20 protein-coding genes are annotated in these 22,036 nt (G+C 69.0%); 12 read left to right on the plus strand and 8 right to left on the minus strand.

What is annotated here, in order from left to right; translation table 11 throughout:
• The first annotated feature begins 8 nt into the window (after positions 1–8).
• The 3 genes from AB0J16_RS28245 to ettA all read left to right on the plus strand — a co-directional run bounded on the left by AB0J16_RS28245 (position 9) and on the right by ettA (position 4,261).
• A complete protein-coding gene (locus AB0J16_RS28245; RefSeq protein WP_358544816.1) occupies positions 9–491 on the plus strand; it encodes a MarR family transcriptional regulator in 483 nt (160 codons plus the stop codon).
• 167 nt (positions 492–658) lie between these two features.
• The gene (locus AB0J16_RS28250) at positions 659–1,858 is read left to right on the plus strand and encodes a cytochrome P450 (protein WP_358544818.1); all 1,200 of its coding nucleotides are present in this window, start codon (positions 659–661) and stop codon (positions 1,856–1,858) included.
• 738 nt (positions 1,859–2,596) lie between these two features.
• Positions 2,597–4,261, plus strand: coding sequence for an energy-dependent translational throttle protein EttA (gene ettA / locus AB0J16_RS28255; RefSeq protein ID WP_225292519.1), 1,665 nt, complete (start codon positions 2,597–2,599; stop codon positions 4,259–4,261).
• A gap of 466 nt (positions 4,262–4,727) precedes the next feature.
• Here ettA and AB0J16_RS28260 read toward each other — a convergent pair whose 3' ends face one another.
• The gene (locus tag AB0J16_RS28260; protein ID WP_358544820.1) at positions 4,728–6,044 is read right to left on the minus strand and encodes an MFS transporter; all 1,317 of its coding nucleotides are present in this window, start codon (positions 6,042–6,044) and stop codon (positions 4,728–4,730) included.
• A 153-nt stretch (positions 6,045–6,197) separates the two neighbouring features.
• On the opposite strand from AB0J16_RS28260, the gene AB0J16_RS28265 reads away from it, so the two are divergent.
• From AB0J16_RS28265 to AB0J16_RS28275, 3 genes are read left to right on the plus strand one after another with little or no spacing between them, the layout of a single operon-like run.
• Positions 6,198–6,707, plus strand: coding sequence for a VOC family protein (locus AB0J16_RS28265; RefSeq protein ID WP_358544822.1), 510 nt, complete (start codon positions 6,198–6,200; stop codon positions 6,705–6,707).
• A gap of 55 nt (positions 6,708–6,762) precedes the next feature.
• Complete coding sequence (locus AB0J16_RS28270; protein WP_358544824.1) at positions 6,763–7,290, plus strand: Zn-ribbon domain-containing OB-fold protein; 528 nt, start codon at positions 6,763–6,765, stop codon at positions 7,288–7,290.
• A 19-nt stretch (positions 7,291–7,309) separates the two neighbouring features.
• Positions 7,310–8,437 carry a thiolase gene (locus tag AB0J16_RS28275; protein WP_358544826.1) on the plus strand — a complete coding sequence of 376 codons (1,128 nt, stop codon included), beginning with the start codon at positions 7,310–7,312 and terminating at the stop codon, positions 8,435–8,437.
• 249 nt (positions 8,438–8,686) lie between these two features.
• On the opposite strand, the gene AB0J16_RS28280 is transcribed toward AB0J16_RS28275, so the two are convergent.
• Both AB0J16_RS28280 and AB0J16_RS28285 read right to left on the minus strand, forming a co-directional pair.
• Positions 8,687–10,786 carry an acetate--CoA ligase family protein gene (locus AB0J16_RS28280; RefSeq protein ID WP_358544828.1) on the minus strand — a complete coding sequence of 700 codons (2,100 nt, stop codon included), beginning with the start codon at positions 10,784–10,786 and terminating at the stop codon, positions 8,687–8,689.
• Between the two features lies 1 nt (position 10,787).
• On the minus strand, positions 10,788–11,942 hold the full coding sequence (locus tag AB0J16_RS28285) for an acyl-CoA dehydrogenase family protein (protein WP_358544830.1): 1,155 nt from the start codon (positions 11,940–11,942) through the stop codon (positions 10,788–10,790).
• Positions 11,943–12,042: 100 nt separating this feature from the next.
• On the opposite strand from AB0J16_RS28285, the gene AB0J16_RS28290 reads away from it, so the two are divergent.
• The gene (locus AB0J16_RS28290; protein ID WP_357953572.1) at positions 12,043–12,654 is read left to right on the plus strand and encodes a helix-turn-helix domain-containing protein; all 612 of its coding nucleotides are present in this window, start codon (positions 12,043–12,045) and stop codon (positions 12,652–12,654) included.
• Positions 12,655–12,731: 77 nt separating this feature from the next.
• Here the strand turns inward: AB0J16_RS28290 and AB0J16_RS28295 are convergent, their stop codons facing one another.
• Positions 12,732–13,637 carry an SDR family oxidoreductase gene (locus AB0J16_RS28295; RefSeq protein ID WP_358544832.1) on the minus strand — a complete coding sequence of 302 codons (906 nt, stop codon included), beginning with the start codon at positions 13,635–13,637 and terminating at the stop codon, positions 12,732–12,734.
• Positions 13,638–13,711: 74 nt separating this feature from the next.
• Between AB0J16_RS28295 and AB0J16_RS28300 the strand changes: the two genes are divergently transcribed.
• The 3 genes from AB0J16_RS28300 (at position 13,712) to AB0J16_RS28310 (ending at position 16,784) form a co-directional block, all read left to right on the plus strand.
• Positions 13,712–15,151 (plus strand): MFS transporter, encoded by a 1,440-nt coding sequence (locus tag AB0J16_RS28300; RefSeq protein ID WP_358544834.1) that lies wholly within the window; start codon positions 13,712–13,714, stop codon positions 15,149–15,151.
• Between the two features lie 65 nt (positions 15,152–15,216).
• Positions 15,217–15,597, plus strand: coding sequence for a thioesterase family protein (locus tag AB0J16_RS28305; RefSeq protein WP_357953568.1), 381 nt, complete (start codon positions 15,217–15,219; stop codon positions 15,595–15,597).
• A complete protein-coding gene (locus tag AB0J16_RS28310) occupies positions 15,594–16,784 on the plus strand; it encodes an MFS transporter (protein WP_358544836.1) in 1,191 nt (396 codons plus the stop codon). The genes AB0J16_RS28305 and AB0J16_RS28310 overlap by 4 nt, the downstream gene beginning before the upstream one ends.
• A gap of 53 nt (positions 16,785–16,837) precedes the next feature.
• Here the strand turns inward: AB0J16_RS28310 and AB0J16_RS28315 are convergent, their stop codons facing one another.
• The 4 genes from AB0J16_RS28315 to AB0J16_RS28330 all read right to left on the minus strand — a co-directional run bounded on the left by AB0J16_RS28315 (position 16,838) and on the right by AB0J16_RS28330 (position 19,533).
• Positions 16,838–17,218, minus strand: coding sequence for a hypothetical protein (locus tag AB0J16_RS28315; protein WP_358544839.1), 381 nt, complete (start codon positions 17,216–17,218; stop codon positions 16,838–16,840).
• Positions 17,219–17,434: 216 nt separating this feature from the next.
• Positions 17,435–17,815: a globin gene (locus AB0J16_RS28320; protein WP_358544840.1), complete on the minus strand. Its 381-nt coding sequence runs from the start codon at positions 17,813–17,815 to the stop codon at positions 17,435–17,437.
• A 9-nt stretch (positions 17,816–17,824) separates the two neighbouring features.
• On the minus strand, positions 17,825–18,754 hold the full coding sequence (locus AB0J16_RS28325; RefSeq protein WP_358544843.1) for a mechanosensitive ion channel family protein: 930 nt from the start codon (positions 18,752–18,754) through the stop codon (positions 17,825–17,827).
• Positions 18,755–19,248: 494 nt separating this feature from the next.
• Positions 19,249–19,533 (minus strand): hypothetical protein, encoded by a 285-nt coding sequence (locus tag AB0J16_RS28330; protein ID WP_358544845.1) that lies wholly within the window; start codon positions 19,531–19,533, stop codon positions 19,249–19,251.
• A 272-nt stretch (positions 19,534–19,805) separates the two neighbouring features.
• Here AB0J16_RS28330 and AB0J16_RS28335 point away from each other — a divergent pair, with 272 nt between their 5' ends.
• Together AB0J16_RS28335 and AB0J16_RS28340 are read left to right on the plus strand one after the other, a co-directional pair.
• Positions 19,806–21,362 carry an XRE family transcriptional regulator gene (locus tag AB0J16_RS28335; protein WP_358544847.1) on the plus strand — a complete coding sequence of 519 codons (1,557 nt, stop codon included), beginning with the start codon at positions 19,806–19,808 and terminating at the stop codon, positions 21,360–21,362.
• Positions 21,359–21,880 (plus strand): GNAT family N-acetyltransferase, encoded by a 522-nt coding sequence (locus tag AB0J16_RS28340; protein ID WP_358544848.1) that lies wholly within the window; start codon positions 21,359–21,361, stop codon positions 21,878–21,880. The genes AB0J16_RS28335 and AB0J16_RS28340 overlap by 4 nt, the downstream gene beginning before the upstream one ends.
• Positions 21,881–22,036: the final 156 nt, after the last annotated feature.

Here is a 22,036-nt window from a genome sequence, read left to right on the forward strand (position 1 = left end):
TTGCATAGATGGATCAGCAGGAGGCCGAGTTCGTCGACCGCATGGGCCTGGTCATGGAGCGTTTCGGTGGGACGCGGACCATGGGCCGCGTTTATGCGTGGTTGATGATCTGCGACCCCGTGCACCAGTCGCTCACTGATCTGGCCGCGCAACTCGACGTGAGCAAGACCGCGATCAGCACGGTGGCCAGGCAGCTGGAGGGCACCGGGATGATCGAGCGTGTTCCCACGTCGAGCCGTGAACACCGCTATCAGGTGGCCGGCGGTGGATGGGCGCACGTCATGGGGGTTCAGTTGGCCGGGGTGCGATCCAGTCTGGAGGCGTTGGACTTCGGGCTCTCAGTCGTCGGCGAGAGCCGACTCGAGCAGCGGGCGCGGCTGGAGGAGACCCGGGAGTTCTTCGCCTTCGTTGAGCGCGACGCGGGGGAGTTCCTCCAGCGCTGGCAGGACTATCGCGAGAAGTCGGTGCAGGAGGATCAGAGTGGTAAATGACGCATCCCTCCGCTGAGGTGCTCACCGCAGTGGTCACGGACGGGCGGCCGTACGTAGACGGCCGCATCTAGCCTCGGGCCGTCCCCCCGGGCGGCCAGGGAAGTACATCTCGATCTTTCAGGAACTGATCCCCAACCGAAAACGGATCTTCTACCAAGGGAGAGGCGATGGCCGACATCGTCGAGAGGTACAACATCCCCAAACAGCACTTCTGGCTGCACGGGCCGCGATCGGGCCGGCCGGTCGAGTACGACGCCGACATCGGAATGTGGAACGTCTACGGGTACCCGGAACTGCAGGAGGTTTTAGGGGACCCGGCGACGTTCTCCTCCGACACCATGCGGGTGATTCCCAAGAGCCTGATGCCTGCCGCCGAGGAATTCTCGATGGAGGGTTTCATCACCCAGATCGACCCGCCGGAGCACGGCAAGCTGCGCAAGCTGGTCAGCAGCGCCTTCACCCGTAAGGTCGTCGCGGATCTCGAGCCGAGGATCGCCGCCCTCACCCACGAACTGCTCGACGAGGCGCAAGAACGCGGGCAACTGGAACTCGTGACCGATCTGGCCTACCCGCTTCCGGTCATCGTCATCGCCGAACTGCTGGGTGTGCCCAGCAGCGATCGCGCCCTGTTCAAGCAGTGGGCAGATGCGTTGTTCCAGCGCGACGCCAAGATCTCACTCAACAAGACCACAGAAGAACAGAACGCGGACATTCAGGCCTCGCTACGACCGTGGCATGAAATGTCTGCCTATCTCGCAGGCCACGCCGCAGAGCGCAAACGGCAGCCGCGTGCCGACCTGCTCACCAGGCTGGTCGAGGCCGAGGTGGACGGCGAACGCCTTCCCGACATCCAGGTGGTCAATTTCGCGATCATCCTCCTGCTCGCTGGCCACATCACCACGACGATGCTCCTCGGCAACACGGTGCTCTGCCTGGACGCCTTTCCCGAGCAGCAGGACAAGGTACGGGCTGACCGCGACTTGGTCCCGGCCGTCATCGAGGAATCTCTCCGCTTCTTCACCCCATTCGCCGCCCTCGGCCGCGCCACCACCCGCGAAGCCGAACTCGGCGGCGTGATGATACCGGCCGACCAACTGATCATGGTCTGGCCCGGACCGGCCAACAGAGACCCTCGTCAGTTCCCCAACCCCGACGTCTTCGACCCCGGTCGCGACCCCAACCCGCATCTCGCCTTCGGCCGCGGCATCCACTTCTGCCTGGGCGCCCCCTTGGCCCGGCTGGAAGGACGGGTCGCCCTGAACATCCTGCTCGACCGGTTCAACCCCCTGCGCACCGACCCGAACGACCCCGTGGACTTCATGCCCGCGCCGACCATGACAGGAGTGCGCCGCCTTCGATTGATCTGACCGTTTACGTGTGGGGCCGCCTGGTCGAGGTGCACAAGCAACTCGTCGGGAACGGCATCCCGCGCGCCAACGGCCGGCCAGGGGCGGGTCCGGCGATGCGATCCAGCCGGTGAAGCTGAGTGGGGTGGCCGAACTCAACCGTGACCTGGCCGATCCCGTCGACGATCATCCGTACCGACAACCCCAAGCCGTTGGGGCTGCGGTGCGCCGATCTCGGGTTGTGGAGCGGCAGACGAGGTCGTCTCCGTGGCGACAACCCGAGTTCGGGATCACGCCAGCAGCTGATGGTGGACACCCTACGGAGCCCGACCACACTGATCGTCGGGTGGCATGTACGGCGGATAGGAAGAGGTTTCAGACGACAGACTGCGCAACGCGCCCGCCGTACCGACTCGACGGTCCGTCAGGTCGCCCGCCGTACCGCCTAGATGGCCGGTGGACGATGGCGAAACGGATCCTGGTCGTTCATCTGAGTTCTGGTAGGGGATGGGTCCCGGTGCTCGAAGCTGGTGTCGGGCATGGGTCCCAGCGCCTGAAGCCGTTGCCGGGCATGGGGCCTGGCGCCCGAAGCTGGTGTCGGGCGTGGATCCCGACGACCGAAGAGCCGTCGCTGGGCATGGATCCCGACGACCGAAACCGTCGCCGGAGATCGCCCACTATCCGATGTGGCGCCTTCCATCTCATGACCATCAGGTGGACCGGCGGAAGCCCGGGTCGAGAGCCCCTAAGCTAGATGCCATGCCGGAGTACATCTATACGTTGCAGCGCGTGCGCAAGGCGCACGGCGACAAGGTTGTCCTTGACGACGTCACGCTGTCGTTCCTGCCCGGAGCCAAGATCGGCGTCCTGGGCCCGAACGGCACCGGAAAGTCGACGCTGCTCCGGATGATGGCCGGCCTGGAGCAGCCGTCCAATGGCGACGCCAAACTCATGCCGGGCTTCACCGTGGGCATGCTCCAGCAGGAGCCCCCGCTCAACGAGGAGAAGACCGTCCTGGGCAACGTCCAGGAGGGCGTAGCCGAGACGCTGGAGATGCTCGAGCGCTACAACGCGATCGCCGAGCAGATGGCCACCGACTACAGCGAAGAGCTGCTCGCCGAGATGGGCAAGCTGCAGGACCAGCTTGAGCACCGCAACGCGTGGGACGTCGACAGCCAGCTTGAGCAGGCCATGGACGCTCTGCGCTGCCCGCCGCCCGACGCCGACGTGACCACGCTGTCCGGTGGCGAGCGCCGCCGTGTCGCCCTGTGCAAGCTGCTGCTGGAGGCCCCTGATCTCCTGCTGCTCGACGAGCCCACCAACCACCTCGACGCCGAGAGTGTGCAGTGGCTGGAGCAGCACCTGGAGAAATACGCGGGCACCGTCCTCGCCGTCACCCACGACCGCTACTTCCTCGACAACGTCGCCGGGTGGATCCTGGAGCTCGACCGCGGCCGCGCCTACGCCTATGAGGGCAACTACTCCACGTACCTGGAGGCCAAGACACAGCGCCTCAAGGTCGAGGGGCAGAAGGACGTCAAGCGTAAGAAGCGCCTCGAAGACGAGCTGGAGTGGGTTCGCTCCAACCCGAAGGCTCGCCAGACCAAGAGCAAGGCCCGTCTGCAGCGCTACGAGGAGATGGCGGCCGAGGCCGACAAGCACCGCAAGCTCGACTTCGACGAGATCCAGATCCCGCCGGGCCCGCGTCTCGGCACCACGGTGATCAGGTCCGAGGATCTCACCAAGGGGTTCGACGACCGGGTGCTCATGGAGAAGCTGACGTTCGACCTGCCGCGCAACGGCATCGTCGGCATCATCGGCCCCAACGGCGTCGGCAAGACCACGTTGTTCCGCATGGTCACCGGCAGTGAGACGCCCGACAGCGGGTCGATCGTCGTCGGCGACACCGTCAAGATCTCCTACGCCGACCAGAGCCGCGGCGGCATCGACCCGAACAAGAACGTCTGGGAGGTCGTCTCCGACGGGCTCGACCACATCAAGGTCGGCAACGTCGAGATGCCGTCCCGCGCCTACATCGCGGCGTTCGGCTTCAGAGGGCCCGACCAGCAGAAGAAGGCCGGCGTCCTGTCGGGTGGCGAGCGCAACCGCCTCAATCTGGCGCTCACCCTCAAGCAGGGCGGCAACGTCCTCCTGCTCGACGAGCCCACCAACGACCTCGACACCGAGACGCTCTCCTCGCTGGAAAACGCGCTCCTCGACTTCCCGGGCTGCGCGGTCATCACCTCGCACGACCGGTGGTTCCTCGACCGCATCGCCACGCACATCCTGGCGTGGGAGGAAGGGTCGAACTGGTTCTGGTTCGAGGGCAACTTCGCCGACTACGAGAAGAACAAGATCGAGCGCCTGGGCGCGGACGCCGCCCGCCCCCACCGGATCACCTACCGCAAGCTCCACCGCGACTGACGTCCGCACTCGGTCGGGGAGTTTTCCGACGGTGTAGGCCCAGCCCGTGAGCCACGCCCCCCGTGCGGGGGGCGTGCCGCTAGACGTGGCTGGGCTTTCTCCTATCTTTTACGGCAGGCCCTGTGGGCCCCACCCTCTGTGCGTGGCTGGGGTCTGTCCAGGGGCACGCTCCTCCGGTGGAGGTGGCTGAGCGCCGTGACGTGCGCATAGTTGGCCGTCTGGGTGCTGACCCGACCCCGTGGATGCGACGGCAGCCGGCTACGAGGCGGCAGGCACCGGCAGCATCCTGGAGAGCGAGGCGGACAACCCGGTCGTCCCTTGGCCCGCCGAGGGTGGTGGCCTTCGGTGTTCGCGAGCTCGGTCAGCCGTCGGCCCGCCGAGGGCGGTCGGCCTTCGGCCCGCCCTGGGCGGTCGGCCTTCGGCCCGCCCTGGGCGGTCGGCCTTCGGACCGCCCAGAGGCGGTCGGTCAGCCTTCAGCCGACTCCAGGGCGACGGTGACAGGGGTGCGGGCGGGGCGGCGCCATGGGCCGTTGAACAGGACGATCGCCGGGATGAACAGGATCAGGCAGCCGAGCGAGATGAACAGCCAAATCTGCCAGTTCGTTGCCTCGACCACCCGCGGGATGACGACCAGCCCGATCACGGCGATGCCCTTGGTGAGGAACCCGAACAGCCCCCAAGCCGTGCCCTGCAGCCGCGGGTCGGCGTCCTCCGCGTCCTCGGAGTAGTTGGCCATCCAGGGCGCGTACGCCACGCCGAGCGAGCCGCCGAGCAGCGCGCCCACCAGCATGAGCGTGCCCGTCGAGACGCCTTCCTGCCCGAGCGCGACGGCGAGGTAGGCCGTGACGAGCACCGCGGCGATCGTGCCGCCCAGTGAGAACGGCTTGCGCAGCTGGGTACGGTCCGAGAGACGTCCGGTGATGATCAGTGTGATCAGGTTCAGGCTCCAGAACGCCGCCATGATCGTGGACGCCTGGGCGGTGCTGATGCCGAGCGCTCCGACGAGCATCGTCTGCCCGAACAACGACAGCGTGAGGTAGAGCACCAGCCAGAGCGAGATGCCCACCACGTGCGCCCAGATGTTGCGCCTGGCGAACAGCGAGCGGAGGCGGGCCGGCTGGCTCAGGTCGACCACCTGGGTGGCGGCCTGTTCGGTGTGCTGGATCCTGGCCCGCAGCTCAGGGGAGAGGTCGGCGATGTTGAAGGCGATGACGAACGAGATCACCAGCGAGAAGCAGCCCATGATGACGAACTGCGAGCGCCACGAATCCTGGAAGATCGGCAGCGTCCAGCCGGCGATGGCCGCGGCCAGGAAGTTGGCGCCGACCGGTCCCCAGGTCCAGAAGCCGAACGCCTGCGCCCGGCCGAGCCGCGGCGAGAAGTCGCGTACCAGGGGCGCGGTGCTGGCCATGGCCACGCCGTCCACGAACGCCAGCAGGATGCGGGCGAGCAGCAGGTCGCGCGGGCTGTGCACGAGCGTCATGACGAAGCAGCACACGGCGGTGAGCATCATCAGGGGCACCAGCAGCCGCACCCGGCCGAGCCGGTCGGTGAGCCGTCCGCCCAGGATGGAGGCGATCGCCCCGGCGATGGCCGCGGCGCCCGACACGGCGCCGTAGGTGGCCAGCGTCATGTGCAGGTCCTTGAGCAGCAGCGGGACCACCGGCGCGATCTGCGCCTCGTAGGACCCGATGAGGATGGCGAGCACGGCCATCGTGAGGATTTTCATGCGCCGGGCGCCGGTGGGGTACTCGTCGAGTTCGCGGACGTAGGACAGCCTCATGACTCGCCTCTCTCGTCGTACAGGCCCCCGTCATGAGTTCTAGAAGGTAGCTCTAGAATCCATTTCTGAAATGCTGCTCCTCACAACGCCCCACGTCAAGAGTGCGGACCGCTCCGCTAAGATCTAGAATCGAATTCTAGGAAGGGAGTCAGTGTGGACCTGGAACTGGACGGGCTAGAGGTGACCTTCGATCACACGGCCGTGGCGGCGCCCCGCATCCGGGACCTGCTGCCGATCTATCGCGACCTGCTCGGGGGCCGCCACCTGGGCGGCGGTGGCGACAACCGTTCGAGCGGCTACCGCACTCTGCAGCTCACCTATGAGGGCGGTGGCAAGGTCGAGCTGATGGAGCCGCTGGCCGGTTCGGGCTTCTTTGACAGCTTCTTCGAGCTGACCCGCGGCAGGGGCGGCGTCCACCACCTGAACTTCCATGTCAACGACCTCGACGCCGCCGTGGCCAGGCTGACCGAGCGCGGCTACCGGCTCCACGGCCTGAATGTCCGCGACCAGCGCTGGCGTGAGGTGTTCCTGCATCCCAAGGAGGCGCACGGCGTGCTGATCCAGCTGGCCCAGGCGGGACCTCGCGGCGCGGAGCACCGGCCGTCGCTGGACGACGTGCTCGACGGCCGTGGCCGCAACGGCAACGGAATCCCCAGCCCTTGAGGTTCGCCCGAATCTAAATCTAGAGTGTCATTCTAGAACTAGATTGAGGAGGCCGATGAAGCCCGTACCGAGGCCCACGCCGGAGACGCAGCCCTTCTGGGACGGCACGGCGGCCGGAGAGCTCAGGATCCAGCGCTGCCGGGCGTGCGCGCGGCACTACTTCTATCCACGGCCCGACTGTCCGCACTGCGGCTCCGCCGACGTGGATTGGGTGCGGGCCAGCGGCCACGCGACCCTGTACTCGTACGTGATCAACCACCGTCCCGCGCCCGGCTTCGAGGACGACGGTCCATACGCGATCGCCGTCGTGGAGCTGGCGGAGGGGGTGCGCATGATGACGAACATCGTCGGTGTCGAGATCCTCCCCGAGAACCTGCCGCTCGACCTGAGCCTCCGCGTGGTCTTCGAGCGGCGCGGCGACGTGTGCGTGCCGCTCTTCGAACCGGCCGAAACGATCAGCCGAAGCGCCCCTGAAGCAACCGGCCGAAGCGACCCTGGAACGACCGGCCGGAGCGATCCTGGAGCGACCAGCCGAAACGCCCCTGAGGCGACCAGCCGAAGCGACCCTGGAGCGACCGCATGAACCCGGCTGGAGCCACCGCATGAACATCGTGATCGCCGGCGCGGCCGAGACCGACGAGGTGGGCCGCCTGCCGTACCACTCGACCATGGGACTGCACCTGGAAGCGGCGCGCAACGCGCTCGCCGACGCGGGGATGACCAAGGACGACATCGACGGCCTCGCCACCGTGGGCACGCCGGGGCCGGTACAGATCGCCCACGCGCTCGGTGTCACCCCCGCCTGGCTCGACGGGACCGGCGTGGGCGGGTCGTCGTTCCTCTTCCATGTACGGCACGCGGCCGCGGCGATCCGCGCCGGGCTCTGCCATACCGTGCTGATCACCCACGGCGAGTCGGGACGGTCCCGGGTCGGCGCGGCGCGGTTCGGGATGGGGGCCGACTCGCTGTTGGGGCAGTTCGAGCTGCCGTACGGGGTGGCGGGGCCGCCGACGCTGTTCACACTGACGGCGCTGCGGTACATGAAGGAGACCGGGCTCACGCACGAGCAGCTCGCCGAGGTGGCGGTCGCGCAGCGGCGGTGGGCGCACCTCAATCCGCGCGCGATGTACCGGGAGCTGATCACGGCCGAGGACGTGCTGGCGTCTCGGCTGGTGGCCTACCCGTTCCACCTGCTGGAATGCTGTCTGGTGACGGACGGGGGCGGCGCGCTGATCGTCACCTCCGAGGATCGGGCCAGGCGCGACCCGGTCCACCTGCTCGGCTCGGGCGAGGCGGCCGACTCGCCGATCATCTCGCAGATGGCGGACTTCACCTCGTCCAAGGCGTTCCGGCTGTCGGGGGAGTCGGCCTTCGCCGAGGCCAAGATCTCGCATGCGGACGTGGACCATGTGATGGTGTACGACGCGTTCGCGCACGTGCCGATCTATGGGCTGGAGGATCTGGGCTTCGTCGGGCGGGGTGAGGCGGGGGCGTTCATCGCCGAGGGGCACACGTCGCCGGGCGGTCGGCTGCCGCTCAACACCAACGGGGGCGGGCTCTCGTACACGCATACCGGGATGTACGGGATGTTCGCCATCCAGGAGGCAGTCCGGCAACTCCGTGGAGAGGCCGCCGCCCAGGTGCCAGGGGTGGAGGTGAGCGTGGTGCTGGGCAACGGTGGCATGTTCGCCACCGCTGCCACCTTGGTCCTGTCGAACCGGCTGCCATGACGGACTCGGCCCTGTCGAACCGCCCGCCGTGAGGGGCCCTCGCGGTCTCATCCGGCCGCGGTGAGAGACCTTCGCGGTCTCGTCCGGCCGCAGTGAGGGGGCCTCGCGGTGCCATCCGGCCGCGGTGACGTGGTCAAGACCATCTGGCTGGGCGATGCTCAGGGGCCCCTGCGGTGCCATCTGGCTGGGCGTGCTCAGGGGCCCCCTGCGGGTGCCATCCGCCTGGCATGACGGGCGCCCGCGGTCCCGTCAAGGGCGCCACGTCACCAGCGCGTCCAGAGCCTCCACATGGGACCCCCTGACCAGCAGCGGGTTGATCTCCAGCGACTCCAGGCGGTCCCCCAGCGACTCCGCGAACGCCGCCACCCGCGCCACCACCTCGGCCACCGCGTCGACATCGGCGGGCTCGCCACCCCTGACACCACGTAGCAACGCGGCCCCGCGCAGCTCCGTCAGCGCCTCCCGCACCGAACGGGCGTCCACCGGCAGGATCCGCAGGGCCGTGTCACGCAGCACCTCCACCCAGATCCCGCCCAGTCCCACGGCCAGAGTGAGGCCCCAAGCGGGATCTCGCACGATGCCCACCAGCAGCTCCACCCCGCCGTCGCGCTGCGGCTGCACCAGGGCGGCCGCGTCTCCGGCCAGCGCGGCGACCACGTCGCGGTACGCCAGCCGTACCTCCTCTGGGGAGGAGAGTCCCAGCCGTACGCCGCCCAGGTCGCTCTTGTGGCCCAAGCCCTCGGCAGCGGTCTTGAGCACCACCGGGAATCCGAACCGCTCCGCCGCCGCGACCGCCGCTGCCTCATCGCCCACCAGCTCCGACGGCACGACGGGCACCCCCGCCGAGGCCAGCAGCGCAGCGGCACGATGCTCCCCCCACACCCCGACCGCCCCGACCAAGGCCGCCTCCTCGCTCGCGAGGGCAGGCGCTCCAGCCGAGGCCGGGTCGGCGAGGGCGCGAGTATGGGCCGCCGACCAGCGGACGGCCGCGCCGATCGCCGACATCCCGTGCTCGATCCCGCCCACCACGTACGGAAACCCGGTCTCCTCCTGCACCGCCCGGCCGAACTCCGTCACATCCGTCAGCACGTTGCTCACCACCACGACCGGCACCGGCGACTCGGCGATCCGCCGGGCGCTGGCCGCGTATAGGGCGAAGACCGGAGCGGTGTCCGCCGGTGCGACCCGAGGCGGCTCCGACAGCAGCATGACCAGGTCGATCCCCGGATCGGCCGTCACCGCTTCCAGCGCCCGGCCCAGCAGCGTCCGGTCGATCAGCACATAGCCGGTCACGTCGAGCGGGTTCTGCACGGTACCGAAGGATGGGACGATCTCCGCCAGCCGCGCCACCGTCGACGGCGCGAACGGCGGCAGCTCCAGACCCTCGTCCTCGGCCCGGTCGGCGATGATCTCCGACGCGCCGCCCGACGGCGTGACGACGCCGACGCGCCGCCCGGGCAGCGGTCCCACGGAGGCGAGCAGCCCCGCCGTGATGACCAAATCCTCCAGGGAGCGGACCCTGATCACGCCGAGCTGCCGCAGGGCCGCGTCGATGACGTCGTCGTCCCCCACCAGCGCGCCGGTGTGGGCCTGCGCCGTGTGGGAGGCTAGCCTGCTGCGGCCGATCTTCAGCGCCACGATCGGCTTGCCCGCCAGCAGCGCCCGCCTGGCGACGCGGGAGAACTCGGCCGGATCCCGGATCGTCTCCAGGAACAGCGCGATCACCTTGGTGGCGGGATCGTCCACGAGATGGTCGACCACGTCGGTGACGCTCACGACCGACTCGTTGCCCATCGAGGTCAGCAGGCTGATGCCGACGTTGCGGGCCTGCGCGAAGCCGAGCACGGAGCTGGCCAGCGCGCCGCTCTGGAGCACCACACCCACCGATCCGCGCAGCAGCGGCTGGGGGATGGGCAGTCCGTACGGGGTGATGCCGGCGGCGGCGTTGATGTAGCCGTTCCCGTTCGGTCCCAGGATCGTTAGATCATTTTCCTCGGCAAAAGCCGAAATTTCCGACTCCAGCCGCGCACCCTCAGGCCCCGCCTCCCCGAAGCCCGCCGTCAGGATCACGTAACACCGGATCCCCAGCTTGGCCCCCTCCCGCAGCACCCCCAGCACCGCGCCCGTCGGCACCATGACGTAGGCCAGATCGACCGGCGCGGGCACCTCGGCCAGGCTCCGGTGGGCGGGCGCGCCGTGCACGGTCCCGCCGCGCGGATTGACCAGGTGCACGGGCCCGGCGAAGCCGTACGTACGCAGGTTGAGCAGCGTGCTGATCGACCACCCCGACTTGTCGGTGGCGCCGACCAGCGCGATGGATCCCGGGTTGAACAGCGCCTCTACCGTCATGTCACTCCCCGATGGTGCCCAGACGGGCGTGTCCCTTGATCAGATTGCGGGCGATCGTACGGCGCTGGATCTCGTCGGTGCCCTCGAAGATGCGTAGCAGGCGCAGCTCGCGATACCAGCGTTCGATCGGCAGCTCCTTGGTGTAGCCCATGCCGCCGTGGATCTGCAGCACCCGGTCCACGACCTGGTTGGCCATGATCGCGCCGTTGAGCTTGGCGATCGAGGCGGCATGACGGGCGTCCAGACCCTCCTGCACCCGCCAGGCCGCGTACAGGGTCAGCCACTTGGCCGCCTCGATCTCCACCTGCGAGTCGGCGATCATCCACTGGATCGCCTGGTACTCGGAGATCGTCTGCCCCATCGACTTGCGGATCTTGGCGTAGTCGATGGCCATGCCCAGCATGCGCTCGGCCGAGCCGATGGCCCGCGCCGGGATCATGTAGCGGCCCTGGCCGATCCACTGCATGGCCAGCTCGAAGCCCTTGCCCAGCTCGCCGAGGATGTTCTCCTCGGGCACCCGCACGTCCTGGAACACCAGCGACGCCGGGCCCCATTCGCCCATGGTCGGGATCGGCTCGGACGTCCAGCCCATGTCGCGGTCGACCAGGAAGCAGGTCACGCCGTACGGCTCGGCCACGGCGAACACCATGACGAAGTCGGCCTCGCTGCCGCCGGTGATGAACGTCTTCTCGCCGTTGATGACCCACTCGGCGCCGTCACGGACCGCGCGGGTGCGGATGTTGCGCGCGTCGGATCCCGCGCCCGGCTCGGTGATCGCGAAGCAGGAGCGGCGCTCGCCCTCGATCGTCGGGAGCAGGTAACGCGCCTGCTGCTCGGGGGTGCCCGCGTAGAGGATGTTGTCGGCGCTGCCGCCGAACATGAACGGCACGAAGGTCCTGCCCAGCTCCATGACGATGATCGCGGACATGACCGGGCCCAGCGCGGCGCCACCGTACTCCTCGGGGGTGTTGATCCCCCAGAAGCCCATCTTCCTCGCCCTGGCCCGCAGGTCGCGCAGGATCTCCGGGGCGAGCGCCGGGCGGCCCTCGCGCTCGTTGCGCAGGACCTCCGGCTCCAGCGGCATGATCTCCTTCTCGACGAAGGAGCGTACGGTGTCGCGGATCTGACGCTCCTCGGCGCTGAGCGAGAAGTCCATGGCCGCCTCCCCAATTTCTAGAACGTTCCTCTAGGAAGCCAGCCGGGACGCGTTCCTGTCAAGAATCAAATTCTAGAATTCGCCCCGGTACGATAGGCCCATGGCACGGAAGTCGTCGTGGGAGTGGAGCCGTACGGCCCAGACCCGCCAGAGCATGCTGACGGCGGCTCGCGAGGTCTTCAGCGAGCACGGTTTCGCCGAGGCGAACGTCTCCGAGGTCGTGGCCCGCGCCGGCTCCAGCGTCGGCAGCCTCTACCACCACTTCGGCGGCAAGACCGAGTTGTTCCTCGCGCTCTACGAGGACCACCAGGCGGCGCACGAGGAGGCCGCGGCCGCCAGCGTGTCGCGGGCCAAGCAGGCGGGCGTCCACGACCCCGTCGAGCTGCTCATCGCCGGGGCGCGGGCCTACCTCGCGGGCGCGTGGGAGCGACGCGACCTGGTCCGGTTGTTCATCGACGGTGACGGGCCGCCGGGTTTCGAGCTGGTCCGCCGCACCCGGGGCCGGGAGTGGGTACGCCAGAACGCCGTGCTGCTCGGCGCGGGCGCCGACCCGCTCGACCGGTTCACCGTCGCCGCACTGACCAGCATCATCGGCGAGGCGGCCCGCGAGGTCGCCACCAGCGACACCGAGGACGCCGCCCGCGAGGTGATCGAGGCGGCGATGACACTGATCCGCCGCCTCGACCCACTCAGGGTCCTGGCGGAGGGCTGATCACCCCGACCACACGCGGCGCACCACGTTCAGCTCTTCCGCCAAGAGATCGGTCAGCTCTCCCGCTAAGAGATCGGTCAGCTCTCCCGCCCGGGAATCTGGCCGTTGGTCAGCGCGTTGGGCGCGGCCTTGTCGACGAGAGCGGGGATGACCGCGCCCAGCTCGGCCGGGTCCCACCGGCCGCCCTTGTCGACGGCCGGACCGGCGTGCCAGCCCTCGGCCACGCTGATCACCCCCGCCCGCACGTTGAACACCCGCCCGGTGATCCCCCTGGCCTCGGCGCTGGACAGCCAGACCACCAGCGGCGCGATGTCGTCGGGGTCGGCGCTCGACGAGCCGGCGCCGGTCGGGGCGAGGTTCTCCGTCATACGGGTGAGCGCCGCCGGGGCGATCGCGTTCACGGTCACGCCGTAGCGTTCCAGCTCCTTGGCCGCGATGACCGTCAGGCCCGCGATGCCGGCCTTCGCGGCGCCGTAGTTGCCCTGCCCCGGGTTGCCGTAGATGCCGGAGGAGGAGGTGGTGTTGATGATCCGCGCGTCCACCCGCTCCCCGGCCTTGGCCTTGGCCCGCCAGTAGGCCGCCGCGTGCCGCAGCGGCGCGAACGTCCCGCGCAGGTGCACCCTGATGACCGCGTCCCACTCCTCGGCCGTCATGTTGACCAGCATCCGGTCACGCAGGATGCCCGCGTTGTTGACCAGCACATGCAGGTCGCCGAAGCGGTCGACGGCCGCCTGGATCAGCCGGGCCGCTCCGTCGAAGTCGGAGACGTCCTCGCCGTTGACGATCGCCTCCCCGCCCAGCGCCTCGATCTCCTCGACCACCGCGGCGGCGGCGTCCGACGAGCCCGTGCCGTCGACCTCCGCTCCCAGATCGTTGACCACGACCTTCGCGCCCTGCCGGGCGAACTCGAGCGCGTGACCGCGCCCGATGCCCCTGGCCGCGCCCGTGACGATCACCACGCGACCCTCGACGATCCCGCTCATGTCGCACCTCGATCCTTGACTGCCTGCCGATGCGAACTAGATTCTAGTATTGAAATCTAGAAAGGACAGGCCCCGTGGTGACGGTAGTCGAGGAACGGGAGCAGGTCCGGTACGCCTGGCGCACCCTGTCGGTGGTGAGCCTGGCCAGCGTCCTCACCGGGCTCGGCGGCAGCGCGATCAACGTCGCCCTGCCCGAGATCGCCAGGAGCACCCACGCCGACGCCACGGCCGCGAGCTGGATCCTGCTCGGCTTCCAGCTGACCAACACCGTGCTCATGGTGGTCTTCGGCCGGTTGGCGGACATGTTCGGGCGGCGCATGCTCTACCTCTGCGGGCTGGGCACCTACACGCTCGCGGCGCTGCTGGCCGGGCTGTCACCGGATGCCTGGACGATCGTCGCCCTGCGGGTGTTACAGGCCGCCGGCGCCGCCATGCTGATGACCAACAGCGCCGCCCTGGTCACGGACGCCTTCCCCCGCGCGCGGCTCGGCGAGGGGATGGGCGTCTATGTCGCCTCGTTCTCGATCGCCCAGCTCGCCGGGCCCACGCTCGGCGGCCTCCTGGCCGAGCAGCTCGGCTGGCGCTGGGTGTTCTGGTACAACGTGCCGCTCGGGCTGGCCTGCCTGGTGTGGGGCGCGATCGTGCTGCGACGGGTCGAGCCCGCCGGGCGCGATCGCGGTCTCGACCTGCCGGGCAACGTGCTCGTCCTGGTCACCCTGGGCGGGCTGCTGCTGGCGCTGTCGGAGGTGACCAGGCTCGGCTGGGGCCACCCGCTGATCCTCGCCGGGCTGGCCGCCTTCGTACTGGGGTTGCCGCTGTTCGTGGTCAGGGAGCTCAGGGCCGCCCATCCAGTCGTGGACATCGGCCTGTTCCGGGATCGCGGCTTCGCCTTCGGCACGCTGGCGTCCTTCCTCAACTCCATCGCCCGCGTCGGGCTGGTGTTCCTCGTCGCGCTCTACTATCAGGCCGTGCGCGGCGACGACCCGGTGCGGGCCGGGCTGAAGGTGCTGCCGCTGGCCGCCGCGGGGATGATCGGCTCGGCGGGCTCGGGCCTGCTGCAGCGCCGGATGAGCCCGCGCACGCTCGCGGTCGCCGGGGCCGCCACGACCACCGCCGGGCTGTTACTCCTGCTCTGCACGATCTCGTCGAGCGTCCCGTACGCCACGGTCGCGCTCGCGCTGGTGCTCATCGGACTCGGCTCCGGGGTGTTCCTGCCCTCCAACACCACGGCGATCCTGGACGGCGTGCCCTCGAACCGGCTGGGCATCGTCAACGCGATGCGGCTCATGCTGCAGAACACCGGCGTGGTCGTGGGCACCGCGCTGACGCTGTCCATCATCACCGCGCCGCTGCCCGCCGCGCTGCACGACCAGGTCTTCGCCGGCACGCTCTCGCGGGTCTCCGGTCTCGCCGTCGAACAACTCGTCACCGGCTACCGGTGGGCGCTCGGGTGCACGGTCGCGATCTCGGTCCTGACCGTTTTAGCCTGTACGGCCCGGCGCAAGGCCACCTGACCGGGGCGGGTACGGTGGCCTGCGTGGTTGAACATTCCCTCGCCCAGCGGCATATCTTCCCCCGAATGGTGAGATTTGCGGACATCGACTCACTTGGGCATGTGAACAACGTCCGCTTCTTCGACTATCTGGAGGACGCCCGGCTGGGGATGCTCCACATCGATCCGTACAAGGCGGGTGACGCCCCCTTCAAAGGGCTCGTCGTCTCCCGGCACGAGATCGACTACCTGCGCCCGCTCGGCTTCCGCCCCGAGCCGGTCCGGGTGGAGACCTGGGTGACCGAGATCAGGCCGGTCCGGTTCACGCTGGAGTACGAGATCCGCGACGACGAGGAGCTGTTCGTCCGGGCCACCTCGGTGATCGTCGCCTACGACGTCGAACGTGCCGCGCCACGCCGGCTCACCTCCGACGAACTCGGCTACCTGCGGCGGTTCATGTCGGCATGAAGCGCTGGCTGATGCTCGGACTGGGGGTCAACGCGCACGCCTGCGTCACGCTGGGGCTGTTCGGGCTGCCGCTCGTCATGCCGGATATCCAGCGATATTTCGGCGTCTCGCTGCCGGTCGCCGGGGTCATCGGCAACGCTCCCGGCTTCGGCATCCTGCTGTCCCTGGTCGCCTGGGGCATGCTGGCCGACCGGCGGGGCGAGCGGCTGGTGCTCGGCGTCGGCGTCGGGCTGGCCGCCGTGCTGTTCGCCGCCCTGGCCTTCGTGACCGAGATCTGGGCGGTGGTCCCGCTGCTCGCCCTGGCCGGGGCCATGGGGTCGGCGGCCATGGTCGGCGGCGGCCGGATCGTGCTGCGCTGGTTCGAGCCGCCGGAGCGCGGCGTCGCGATGGGCCTGCGCCAGGTCTCCTACACCCTCGGCATGGCCGTGGCCGCGTTCGTCCTGCCGCCGATCGCGCGGGCCCACGGCATCTCGGGCGTGTTCATCGTCTGCGCCGGAGTCAGCTTGCTCGCCGCCGTCCTGGCCACCCTCTTCCTGGCCGAGCCGCCGCATGCGATCTCGGGCGCTCGTAAGGCTCCGGCCGCCTCGCCGTACCGGCAGCCCGCGCTCTGGCGGGTGCACGCGACCAGCGCGCTGCACGTGGTGCCCCAGATCGTCGTCAGCACGTACGGCGTGGCCTGCCTGGTCGGCGTCTACGGCTGGGACGGCGTACGGGCGGGACAGCTCTTCGGCGTGGCGGCGATCGGCGGCGCGGCGGTGCGCATCGCGGTCGGCCGCTGGTCCGACCGGAGCGGCCTGCGGATGGCGCCGCTGCGGCTGCTGACGTTCGGCTCGCTGGCCGTGCTGGCCCTGCTCGTGCTGGGCGCGGTCACCGAGTCCTGGCTCGGCCCGGCCATGCTGGCGCTGGCCGCGGTGATCACCGTGGCGGGGAACGGGCTCGCCTACCTCTCGGCGGGCGAGCTCGCCGGCCCCGGATGGGCGGGACGGGTGCTGGGCACCCACAACACCATCCAGAACGTCGTGTCCCTCGGCGTCACACCGCTGGCCGGGCTGCTGATCACGGCCACGGGCTACTGGGCCGGGTTCGCGGCGGGGCTGGCGTGCGCGCTGATCTCGCTGCCCGTCATCCCCACGCGCGGCGAGCGCCACGCCACCGCGGAGCCAGAGGCGTCCCAGCCGTCGGGATGACGGACGCGACCGGTTCCAGCTGTCGGGATGACGGACGCGACCGGTTCCGCCCGTCAGGCTGACGAACGCAGCCAGACGGCGGTGTCGGGCGGCAGCAGGTCGCCGTCGAGCGGCCCGCTGGGCAGCAGGACGCCGTCGTGCGGCGGCAGCCGCACCGGCTCGGTGCCGCAGTTGAGTGCGCAGATCAAGGATCCGCGGGTGAAGAAGAGCGCGCCTTCGGGGGAGTCCAGCCACTCCAGCGTGTAGGGCAGCGATCCCACCAGCTCACGGCGGCAGGCCAGGGCCCGGCGGTAGAAGGACAGCGTCGACCCCGGATCGGCGGCCTGGGTCGCCGCGCTGAGCGCCGCGAACGCGGCCGGCTGCGGCAGCCACGGCGCCACCCCGTCGGGCGAGAACCCGTACGACGCGCCCTCGGCCGACCACGGCAGCGGCACCCGGCAGCCGTCGCGGCCGACCAGTTCGCCCTTCGACTGGCACCGTAAGTGATTGAGTCATCGCAAGCAGTTCCGATCGCTGCACGCTCGCGCTTCAAAGGGCACTCACACGCGGGCCCACACCATCCCGCCTGAAGACGGGGGGAGCACTGGCCCGCATCTCGGTAGACCACGGCATCACGCCACCAGGGGATGTCCATGGGGCGGTCATGCCCGCTATGTCGGAGAGTTCACCATGCTGTGCGCCGCGTAGACCAGGTAGTCCCAGAGCTTGGTCTCCTGCTCCTGCGGCAACTCCAGCGACTCGACCGCGTCACGCATGTGCCGCAGCCAGGCGTCGCGCTCGGCCTCGCCGATGACGAACGGGTTGTGCCGCATCCGCAGCCGCGGGTGCCCGCGCTCCTGGCTGTAGGTGGTGGGGCCACCCCAGTATTGAATGAGGAACCCCCGCAACCGGTCTTCGGCCCCGGTGAGGTCTTCCTCCGGGTAGAGCGGGAGCAGCAGCGGATCCTGCGCGATCCCCTCATAGAAGCGGTGTACGAGTCGCCGGAAGGTCTCCTCGCCGCCGGCGGCCTCGTAAAAGGAGGTTTCAGTCACCGTACAAGCCTATGCGGTGGCGACCATGGGGATGCCCGAGGCGTCCAGCGCGGACTTGACCTGGAGCCTGAGCTCCCGCGCGACCTGCGCCTGCTTGGACGGCATCGTCTTGGCGGAGATCCGGAACACCAGCGAGCTGTCGGACAGCTGCTCCACGCCGAACACGGAGGGCTCCTCCACGATGAGCGTCTCGCGGAAGTCGGTGTCGGCCCAGATCTCCTCGGCCACGTGCTCCAGGATCGCTCGAACGGTGGTGACGTCGGTGTTCCAGGCGACGGGGACGTCGAGGTAGGCCCGCGACCAGCCCTGCGACTCGTTGCCGATGCGGGTGATGGTGCCGTTGCGGATGTACCAGACGCGGCCGTCGGCGTCACGCAGCCTGGTGACGCGCAGGGTGACCGCCTCGACGGTGCCTACCGCGGCGCCCGAGTCGATCACGTCGCCCACGCCGTACTGGTCTTCCAGCAGCATGAACATGCCCGCGATGAAGTCCTTGACCAGCTCCTGCGCGCCGAAGCCGATCGCCACGCCGAGGATGCCGACGCTGGTCAGCAGGGGAGCGATGGGGATCGTCAGCCGGTCGAGCACGGTCAGTACGGCGGTGCCCATGATGACGATCGAGGCGATGTGCTGCAGCACCGAGCCCATCGTCTCGGCGCGTTGCTTGCGGCGCTCGTGGAGGAGGGCGTCGATGCCCTCGGTCGCGGCGCCGGTTCTGCGGAACCGGCCGGTGATCGAGCCTCCGGTGGCGGCGCGGCTGACCACCCGGGTGATCAGGCGCTTGGCGATGTTCCGCACGACGAGGGCGAGCACCAGGATCAGGATGACCGTGATGAGCGTGGCGATGAGCGGGGCGAGGAAACCTACAGGCAGCGAGGCTTGCAGGAACCCGCACAGGAACGTGTCCTTCTCACAGGCCGCACCCACATCGCTGATCATCTTCGACGGGTCCAGAGAACTCGGCGGAGGAGTGGTAGGCGTTGCCAGCAGGAACACTGGTTGGGTCCCCTTCCGGAAGCGGTTCGGTCGACGGACTTTTCGAGCGGAACGCTCAAAAAGATACCGCCGACCGAACCGGCCGCAGTCACATCACGCCGGGGAAGACGGGGACATCAGGCCCCTTGGGCCGCGGAGGGCGAGGCCTGACGCTCCGGTGACGTACGGCTCGGCTGGGACACACACCCGGAAGCATGTCCCAAGCCGTTTCCGGGAGGGGTCCCCCGAACACCCTCCAGGCGGACCTGGAGGGCATCTCCTGTGTACGGCTGGCTGGCCGTACAAGCACGAGTCCCGCGAGAAGCGGAACCGGCGGGATGGCCAGAGCCCCTGCGGTGTGCAGGAGACCCTCCGCACCGACCACCCCGCCGGCTCCGAGAAGCCGCCATGGATGCGGTGAGCCGTGGTGGCTGCGCTCCACCCGGACCACCGCGTCATCATTCCCCCACGGCGGCGAGTACGCGTGCGACCTTGGTCGCCGCACCAGCCGGGTCGTCGGCCGTATGCATGCGCTCACCCCAGGACCAGCAGTACCACCAGTCCGGAAGCTCAGCGACCGCAGTGGGCCGGCAGGTGACGCTCTCGGTCAGGCTGGTCGCGTTCGGGTTGATCACCCGGACGAACATCCGCCCGTTCTGGGTCCGAACCACTCGTGCGAGCAACCCGCGAGCGTCGAGTTCCGACACCAAACGCTCCAGGTGCCCGAAGTTGTCGTCCCCCACCTTTCGTCCCTCCCTTGAATCGTTGCTGGTGGGCCAAAGATGACTCAAGTCAACGGACTGCGCAACGCGAGGTTTCTGCTCACGGGGCGCCGGTTCTCACTCATAGGTGATAAGAAACAGTCCGCCGGAGGACGATCCTTAACCGGAACCTCCAAGAAGGCGTTTCCAACCCCTCATCAATGCGCCATAGTCATTGGTAGGCGCAGCGCGACGTTAACGCTACGCTCAGTTAGCAGTTTCGGACCGGCGGGACTTGCGTGAGAGGGGCCGGGATGTCCGGCAGGCAGCACAGAGAGACGGAGATGGCGCGGCGGATCCGGGCCAGAGGGCTCGCGACCGGGCGCACCTCCGCTCAGATCGCTGAGGAGATCCACGAACATTGTGGACCCCAGTTCGGCACGACCAGGATCAAGGGACATCGCCTCTCGCACGGCATCGCCCTGGCCGACGTCATCGAGCAGGTCAGAGCCCTGTTCGAGCGCGACGGCAAGACTCAGCCCGGCATCGGCGAAACCCTGCTGTCCGCCTACGAGAGCGGGCTCAAACGGCCCGGCCCCGAATACCTCCACTACCTCTGCACGGTCTACCGGGTCGAGCCGGGCGCGCTCGGTTACGAAGGGCCGTGCATCTGTGGCCACGGCCACCGGATGCCCGGGGTGGTCGCCGCCGACGTCAAGGAGCGGCTTCCCGCCGCGAGCCCGCAGCGCGAGCTGCTGGTGCCGCCGGAGAAGACGACGCCGGCCCCCTCCGACGAGGAGGACGAGAACATCCTGCGCCGTACGCTGCTGAACATGCTGGCCAAGGGCCCCCAGGCCGGCCAGTTCGAGGGCCCGGTGCTGGGTGCCTGCGAGGGCATCAGACGGCGGATGGACGCCATGCTGGTGTCGGCCACCGTCTCTCCCGCCATGCTCGATCAGTGGGAGGAGGCCACGCTGGCCTTCGGGCGCCAATACACCACCACCGCGCCGCTACGGCTGCTGTGCGACGTGCTGCTCGAACTCAGCTCCGTCCACAGCGCCATGTCCTGCCGCCAGCCCATCGACCTGCAGGAGCGCCTGTGCCGCATGGCCGCGCAGCTGTCCGGGCTGAGCGGCATGATCATGATCAACCTCGGCGACCACCGGCTGGCCCGCTCCTTCTTCCGCACCGGCCGCACGGCCGCCGACGAGACCGGCGACCGCGCGCTGCGCGCCTGGGTGACGGCTCGTGAGGCGCTCGTCCCGCTCTACTACGGCGACGCCCGCGAGGCGCTCAACCTGGCCAAGAAGAGCCGCGACCTGGCCGGCCAGACACCGTGCGCCGCGCAGGCGATGGCGCCGGTCGTCGAGGCCCGCGCGCTGGCGATGATCTCGGGCGTCGACAGTAAGAAGGAGGTCGTCGACCAGGCCAAACGTGCTCTGGCGCGGGCCAGGAACGCTTTCTCGCACATGAAATCGCACGAGCGTGAGGACATGGCCTTCGGTTACACCGAACGGCAGCTCTACTTCTACCAGGGCGACGTGCTCACGAAGCTCGGACAGACCCTCGAAGCCGAGGTGGTGCTCGACCAGGCACTCGACAAATATCAAGATCACATCATCGACCAGACGCTGATCAGGCTGGACCGAGCACAGTGCCGCCTGATCGAGGGGGACGTCGATGAGGCCATCGCCATGGGCAGGGCGGCGATGCGGCTGCTCGGCCCCGAATACCGCACCGATTTCATCATGCGCCCGGCTGTCGCGCTCGCACAGGCGATCAAGGCGCGCGACGCGAATCATCCCGACCTGGCCGCGTTCCTGGAGGAACTGCGTCCTTCTGAGCTGGCCACCGGGGAAGGGAGTGCATGAAGCTGAAGATCCGACGTTATCGTTGGTCTGACCTCGACACCATCCTCGCCCTGCACCAGATCTCTCTCGCTGAGGTGGGACTGGCGCCGGGCGACGGTGTTTACTACGACGACGACTTCCCCCGCATCCAGGAGCTCTACCTGGCGTGCGGCGGTGACTTCCTCGTCGGCGAGCTCGGCTCGCGGGTCGTGGCCATGGGCGGCCTGAGACCCATCGACTCGCAGACGGCCGAGGTGTGCCGGCTGCGGGTCCATCCGGGCTTCCAGCGGCGCGGGTTCGGCGCCACCATGCTGCGAGCCTTGGAGAAACGGGCGGTGGAGCTGGGATTCCACCACGTCCGCGGAGACACGACCCTCAACCAGGGGGCCGCCCTGGCGCTGTACGAGCGCCACGGCTGGCGGGAGATCGCCCGGCGGCAGGTGGGCGACCTCGTCGTCGTCTATGGCGAGAAGAGCCTGGTGCCGGAGGAGGACGACCTCCGGCGGGTCGTCGAGTCGGCCGACGCGCTCGAATCGTAGTGCCATAACCCTGTGCCTGCCCGGGCCGAAGTGCGCGGGCAGGCACACTCCGTAGTCGCGAGGTCGGTCTGGCGAGCGGATGTGACGGAAATGGTGCTCTGGAGACTCCTGCGGATAGGGATGTACGCACCCGCGGGTGAGGCTCGTTCCTCTCGG

This window comes from Nonomuraea sp. NPDC049750 (assembly GCF_040659625.1).
Taxonomy (GTDB): domain Bacteria; phylum Actinomycetota; class Actinomycetes; order Streptosporangiales; family Streptosporangiaceae; genus Nonomuraea.

What these genes read in the sequence shown, in the direction of transcription:
- AB0J16_RS28285 (WP_358544830.1), bottom strand. Translation starts at nt 11,942, where the DNA reads ATGGACTTCTCGCTCAGCGCCGAGGAGCGTCAGATCCGCGACACCGTA.
- AB0J16_RS28295 (WP_358544832.1), bottom strand. Translation starts at nt 13,637, where the DNA reads ATGAGCGGGATCGTCGAGGGTCGCGTGGTGATCGTCACGGGCGCGGCC.
- AB0J16_RS28280 (WP_358544828.1), bottom strand. Translation starts at nt 10,786, where the DNA reads ATGACGGTAGAGGCGCTGTTCAACCCGGGATCCATCGCGCTGGTCGGC.
- AB0J16_RS28335 (WP_358544847.1), top strand. Translation starts at nt 19,806, where the DNA reads ATGTCCGGCAGGCAGCACAGAGAGACGGAGATGGCGCGGCGGATCCGG.
- ettA (WP_225292519.1), top strand. Translation starts at nt 2,597, where the DNA reads ATGCCGGAGTACATCTATACGTTGCAGCGCGTGCGCAAGGCGCACGGC.
- AB0J16_RS28245 (WP_358544816.1), top strand. Translation starts at nt 9, where the DNA reads ATGGATCAGCAGGAGGCCGAGTTCGTCGACCGCATGGGCCTGGTCATG.
- AB0J16_RS28275 (WP_358544826.1), top strand. Translation starts at nt 7,310, where the DNA reads ATGAACATCGTGATCGCCGGCGCGGCCGAGACCGACGAGGTGGGCCGC.
- AB0J16_RS28340 (WP_358544848.1), top strand. Translation starts at nt 21,359, where the DNA reads ATGAAGCTGAAGATCCGACGTTATCGTTGGTCTGACCTCGACACCATC.
- AB0J16_RS28290 (WP_357953572.1), top strand. Translation starts at nt 12,043, where the DNA reads ATGGCACGGAAGTCGTCGTGGGAGTGGAGCCGTACGGCCCAGACCCGC.
- AB0J16_RS28310 (WP_358544836.1), top strand. Translation starts at nt 15,594, where the DNA reads ATGAAGCGCTGGCTGATGCTCGGACTGGGGGTCAACGCGCACGCCTGC.
- AB0J16_RS28260 (WP_358544820.1), bottom strand. Translation starts at nt 6,044, where the DNA reads ATGAGGCTGTCCTACGTCCGCGAACTCGACGAGTACCCCACCGGCGCC.
- AB0J16_RS28250 (WP_358544818.1), top strand. Translation starts at nt 659, where the DNA reads ATGGCCGACATCGTCGAGAGGTACAACATCCCCAAACAGCACTTCTGG.
- AB0J16_RS28305 (WP_357953568.1), top strand. Translation starts at nt 15,217, where the DNA reads ATGGTGAGATTTGCGGACATCGACTCACTTGGGCATGTGAACAACGTC.
- AB0J16_RS28325 (WP_358544843.1), bottom strand. Translation starts at nt 18,754, where the DNA reads ATGATCAGCGATGTGGGTGCGGCCTGTGAGAAGGACACGTTCCTGTGC.
- AB0J16_RS28270 (WP_358544824.1), top strand. Translation starts at nt 6,763, where the DNA reads ATGAAGCCCGTACCGAGGCCCACGCCGGAGACGCAGCCCTTCTGGGAC.